The organism is Oscillibacter sp. CU971 (assembly GCF_905219725.1).
GTDB lineage: Bacteria > Bacillota > Clostridia > Oscillospirales > Oscillospiraceae > Oscillibacter.
The window spans coordinates 1-4855 of the sequence record NZ_CAJMXG010000220.1; the positions used below are offsets into that span (position 1 = coordinate 1).

Below are 4855 nucleotides of genomic sequence, written 5' to 3' on the forward strand. Positions count from 1 at the left end.
GGCTTGGCGCCGGGGGAGAGGAGGAGCTTGTCATAAGGCTCCTCAAATTCCTCGCCTGTTTCCAGGTTTTTTACGGAGACCGTTTTTCTCTCCGGGTGGAGGGCGGTGGCCTCGTGGCGCACCTTCATGGTGACGCGGAAGCGGGAGAAAAAGCTCTCCGGCGTCTGGAGGGTCAGGGCCTCGGGGTCCTCGATGACCCCGCCGATGTAATAGGGCAGGCCGCAGTTGGCGTAGGAGACGTACCCGGACCGCTCGAAGACCACGATCTCCGCCTGTTCGTCCAGCCGCCGGAGCCGGGCCGCCGCCGTGGCCCCTCCCGCTACGCCGCCGATGATGACTACCTTCATGTTAACGCATCCTTTCCATTTTTCGCTTTGCAGATGAGCTGCNTCANGGTGCCCATAGGACAATAAACGCACCAGCTGCGGGGTTTGAAGAGAATCATAGTAATCATGCCGAGAATGGTGGAGGTCAGCATGACGCTGTAAAAGCCGAAGGCGAACTGGGCAGCGCCCTGGTGAAAGAACGTGCCGTGATAGGCCCAGTGCCAGGGGAGCTTAAACGTCCACAGCAGCGTCACCACCTGCCGGAGATCATGTGCGCCGGCAAAGACCAGATAGGTATTCCACAGCATCTGAAAGAACATGATGAAGAAGAATATCAAAAAGCCATAGCGGAACCATTTGCTCTTCATCCACCCGGGGATATCCTTTTTCCGGGACAAGCCGAAGCGCCCGCCCAGCAGGCCGAACAGCTGGCCCCGGCCGCAGTAGCGGTTGCAGTAGCCCTTTGTGCCCCAGACCAGGGAAATGATCAGGGGGATGCAGAAAAACAGCATGCCCAGCCAGGCGAAGAGGATATTGAAAAACCCCAGCGACATGTAAATCAGCTCTGCAATCCAAAGGTAATCATACCAGCGCTTTTTCATACCGATACCTCCTGAAGGACGATCACGGACGCGGGGCACTCCTTCGCGCATTTGCCGCAGCCCACACAGCGCTCCGGATCAACCGCCGCCCGGACGCCATGCCGGACCTGGATGGCGGACAGGGGACACACCTTCACGCAGCATCCGCAGGCAACACAGGCGTCCCCGTTTANAACAGCCCGCCGCTTTTTCCTTGTTTTCATAGGGCGACCTCCCAGATTTGATGGTTACCATGATACCGGAACCGGTTTGTGCGTACCGTGATAAAATCACAAAACTCCGGCGAATGAGAGGGCGGGTCTTCGCCGCCGGAAGCGGAGGCCGCATTTCGGGCGCGTCCGGGAGTGGAGAATGCCGGAACAAGTGGACGCGCCGAAGAGCGCCGCACGGTGGGAAAACCTCCGTCAATTTTGCCGGTTTCCACTATGGATTTTCCTGAAAATCCATGATAGAATAGCTGCGGCGCGGGCGTTCCGCATTTGCCGCGGCGGCCGCGCGGGAATTTAAAATAGGACGCGGTCCGGGAGCGTGCCTGCCCCGAACCTGGAAGGAGCCCGTTTATGATCAAGATTACCACCGACAGCACCTGCGACCTGCCGGAGCGGCTGCTGGAGCAGTACGGCATCACCGTTTTTCCCTTGGGCATCGTTAAGGCGGGAAAGCTCTATCACGACGGGGTGGACATCCGTACGGCGGATATTGCGTCCCATGTGGACGCGGGGGGAGAAATCACCACCACCAACGCCGTCAACGTATCGGATTATGAGGACGCCTTCCGGGCGCTGATGGAAAAATATGACGCCGTCATCCACCTCAACATCGGCAGCGGCTTTTCCTGCTGCCACCAAAACGCCAAGCTGGCGGCGGAGGAGGTGCCGGAGGTCTACGTGGTAGACTCCGGAAACCTGACCGTGGGCCACGGCATGATGGTCCTGGCCGCCGCCGGCGCCGCCCGGGCGGGGAAGTCCGTGACGGAGATCCTGGACCTCCTGGAGAACATGGTTCCCAGGCTGGAAACCAGCTTTGTCCTGGATCGGCTGGACTATATGAAAAAGGGCGGGCGCTGCTCCGCCGTCACGGCCCTGGGGGCGAATCTGCTGAAGCTCCACCCCTGCGTGGAGGTGATTGGCGGCAAAATGTCCGTGACCAAAAAGTACCGGGGAAACATCGCCAAGGTGGTGGCGGACTACGTTCATGAGCGCCTGAGGGACCGGACGGACCTGGATTTCAGCCGCGTTTTCCTGGTGGACACCTGCCCGGGGGACGAGCTGGCGGGCATTGCCCGGGAGATCATCCGGGAGGACGGGCGCTTCGGCGAGATTCTGGAGGCCAAGGCGGGCTGCACCATCTTCTGCCACTGCGGCCCGAATACGCTGGGGCTGATTCTCCTGCGGAAATGATTGAGAATTCGGAACGGCGGGCTTTCAGGAGGGCCCGGCAGGGAAGCGTTCCTGGCGGGAAGCAGCCGCATGACGCGGGCGCGTCATGCGGCTGCCTCTTTTTTGTGGTCTGCCGCGCTCCGGGAAGAAATCCATCTCCCCAACCAATGTGCGGCGCGCATCTTTCCAGGGGCCGTTCGTGCGCGTAACCATCATTTTCAGCCCCTCTCCGCACGCTGTAACGTGTAGATAAGAAAATTAGTCCGTGCCCGGCCGCTTGGCCCCGTGGGGCCGAGTCTTACTGTCTGTTTGCCGTCTAACTCAATAAAACTGGTCAATACTCCTACCTTAATTCATTGGCTAAAAAGGGACAAACGCATAGCCATTGAGTCACAACAGCTTTCGGACGTTTATGGTATACGGAAATGGCAAAGGTATGTTAGACCGTCCGGAAAAAGCTGTTCAGTATACCCCCTACTGATTAAAATTTTGGGGACTCTAGGAAGCAAGGTCCCAAGCGTATCGGAATACATACTGGGGTCCAGGCTTTGATAATGGGAAGCGGGAAATTCCAGTTGTCTCCTCTGCCAAAGTGGACGGCGGTAGCGGGAACGCCGTTTACTCACATGAAAATGCTGCACGGGATGCAAGAGGCCGCTTTGTTGGTGTCATCGCTCAAGGCGGGTTCCATATTGATTTGGCTGCTGTCGGCGCTTCTGCCACAGTGGATGATAGATTGTGTCATGCCATGGATGCTGCCGAACAGCTTGGCGTTTTCCGTGCTTTCCGGCATAGGCGTTCTCTCGGGGAGAGAAACGGCCCGTGAACTGCAAGAGTTACAGGAAAAAAGCAACCCTATCCGATCTGAACCATTAGTTCAGATTGGGTAGGGCNGCTCATGCCGCGTTTTTAATTATCCCAGTCGATATGCTCGAAGCCGGTGGCGGGGACGATGCCGTGCTCGGGGAACTCCGCGCCCTCCAGCACGAAGGTGTAGCGGATGTGGTCCCGGACGTTCAGCAGCACCGCCAAGGGCACCTCGGAGGCGTTGAAGTCCAGGTAGCCCAAGCTGTTTTCCATGCGGACATAGTAGTGCGTATTGCCGCCGATAACCGCGCTGCGGATTTCCGCCACGACGCCCTCCTGCTCCTGGGTATTCCCGGCGGCGGGCTTCTGCTCTCCCGCGACGATGAGGCCCCGGTGGGCCAGGGTCTGGCGGTAGTTGGTCTCGCATTCGCCCACCGTCGAGCCGGTAGAGACAATGTCATACTGCTGGACGTTGACCATGGCGAACATCTTGACCAGCCCATCCTCCCCCTTCAGGGCCATGAAGTAAGTGGGCTGGCTTGCGATGTTCAAAAGCAGGGGGAACGTGGCCCGGTAGCGCATCTGCTGGACTTGGCTCTGGGCGGACTCCTGGGCGGAGATTTCCGTGGCCCCGGCGCAGGGATAGAACTTGGTGGCCTTGGTCCGCTGGTTCGTGAGAATAAAGCNGATGTTGGACTGGTCCGAGGTGACGGAGGTGACGCCGGTGTACATGAACACGTCGTCGTCTATGGCGATATAGTTCCAGCCGTCGGTGGTGACCGTCACGTCCCGCTGGCCGAAGATGGAGTTCAGGAAGCCGTTGTGATACATGCCGTAGTAATCGTACTGCTGCATGATGATATCATAAGAGTAGAGGCGGTCCACCCAGTTGGGGACCTGCTCGTAATACTCGNGCTCCCCGGTGACGGCGTTGACCAGGACCGCGCCCTTNATGTCGACGCCGCCGAAGAGGNCGATGGTCCNCACGATCCGNGGACAGACCCAGTANGGGNTGCCCTCCTCGTCGATCTCAAAGACCGGGCCGTCGAACATCATGGTGGGATAGTGGAAGCGCAGATGGCGGTACAGGTTCCGGCCCAGATGCTCGGCGGTGGTGTACTTCATGCCCTCCTGCAAACGGACGATTTCCGCCTCCTGGCTCACCATGTCGATGATGATATAGGCGGGGAGGCCGTCGCCCCGGTTGGTGAACCACTTGATGAGGTCCCCGTACCGCAGGGAGGTCACCCGCACGGGGCGGCCCTGGTAATTGATCTGGGTATAGTCCGTCAGTATTTCAAACTGGGACACCATGTCCGCCAGCTCGCCCAGCTTCCGGTTGCCCAGGCGGGCGGCGGAATCGTCGTCCAGCATGGGAATCTGGTCGTAGGAAATCTCCTCTACCTCGGCGGTAAAATTGCCGGTTTCCAGAGGGAGGAGCTTGGAATAGCTCCCGGCCCGGAGGACCACCCAGCTGCTGAGGGCTCCCAGGGCCAGGGCGGCAATGAGGGCGACGACCACCAGGAAGGGGACGGCGCACTGCTTGCGGACGAAGTGGAAATAGCCCTTGACGCTGCCGTCCCCCTGGAAGCCGGAGGTGAAGACGGCGCAGACGCAGTACACGGCGCAGAGGAGGAAGGCGAAAACGTAAAACTCCTCGGCGTGGAGGTTCAGGGCGGGCAGCTCCAGGTAGAAGTAGACCGCGCCGAACACCAGGGTCACCAGCAGGTTGGTGACGGTG

General features: G+C 59.5%; 5 protein-coding genes. 1 reads left to right on the forward strand and 4 read right to left on the reverse strand.

Annotated features, from left to right (window positions below):
• From JX325_RS12740 to JX325_RS12750, 3 genes are all read right to left on the reverse strand, one after another.
• Positions 1-347, reverse strand: a 347-nt coding sequence (locus tag JX325_RS12740) for an FAD-dependent oxidoreductase (RefSeq protein WP_204791487.1), incomplete at its 3' end; no start/stop codon positions are given.
• Complete coding sequence (locus JX325_RS12745; protein ID WP_204791488.1) at positions 344-928, reverse strand: 4Fe-4S binding protein; 585 nt, start codon at positions 926-928, stop codon at positions 344-346. The genes JX325_RS12740 and JX325_RS12745, both read right to left, overlap by 4 nt.
• Positions 925-1131 (reverse strand): 4Fe-4S binding protein, encoded by a 207-nt coding sequence (locus JX325_RS12750; RefSeq protein WP_204791489.1) that lies wholly within the window; start codon positions 1129-1131, stop codon positions 925-927. The genes JX325_RS12745 and JX325_RS12750 overlap by 4 nt, the downstream gene beginning before the upstream one ends.
• 357 nt (positions 1132-1488) lie before the next feature.
• On the opposite strand from JX325_RS12750, the gene JX325_RS12755 reads away from it, so the two are divergent.
• Entirely contained in the window at positions 1489-2328 is an 840-nt protein-coding gene (locus tag JX325_RS12755; RefSeq protein ID WP_204791490.1) for a DegV family protein, read from the forward strand.
• Between the two features lie 888 nt (positions 2329-3216).
• On the opposite strand, the gene JX325_RS12760 is transcribed toward JX325_RS12755, so the two are convergent.
• On the reverse strand, positions 3217-4855 hold a 1639-nt coding region (locus tag JX325_RS12760; protein WP_243414078.1), incomplete at its 5' end, for a CvpA family protein.

Coding starts and splice junctions, on each gene's coding strand:
- JX325_RS12755 (WP_204791490.1), top strand. CDS start 1,489: ATGATCAAGATTACCACCGACAGCACCTGCGACCTGCCGGAGCGGCTG.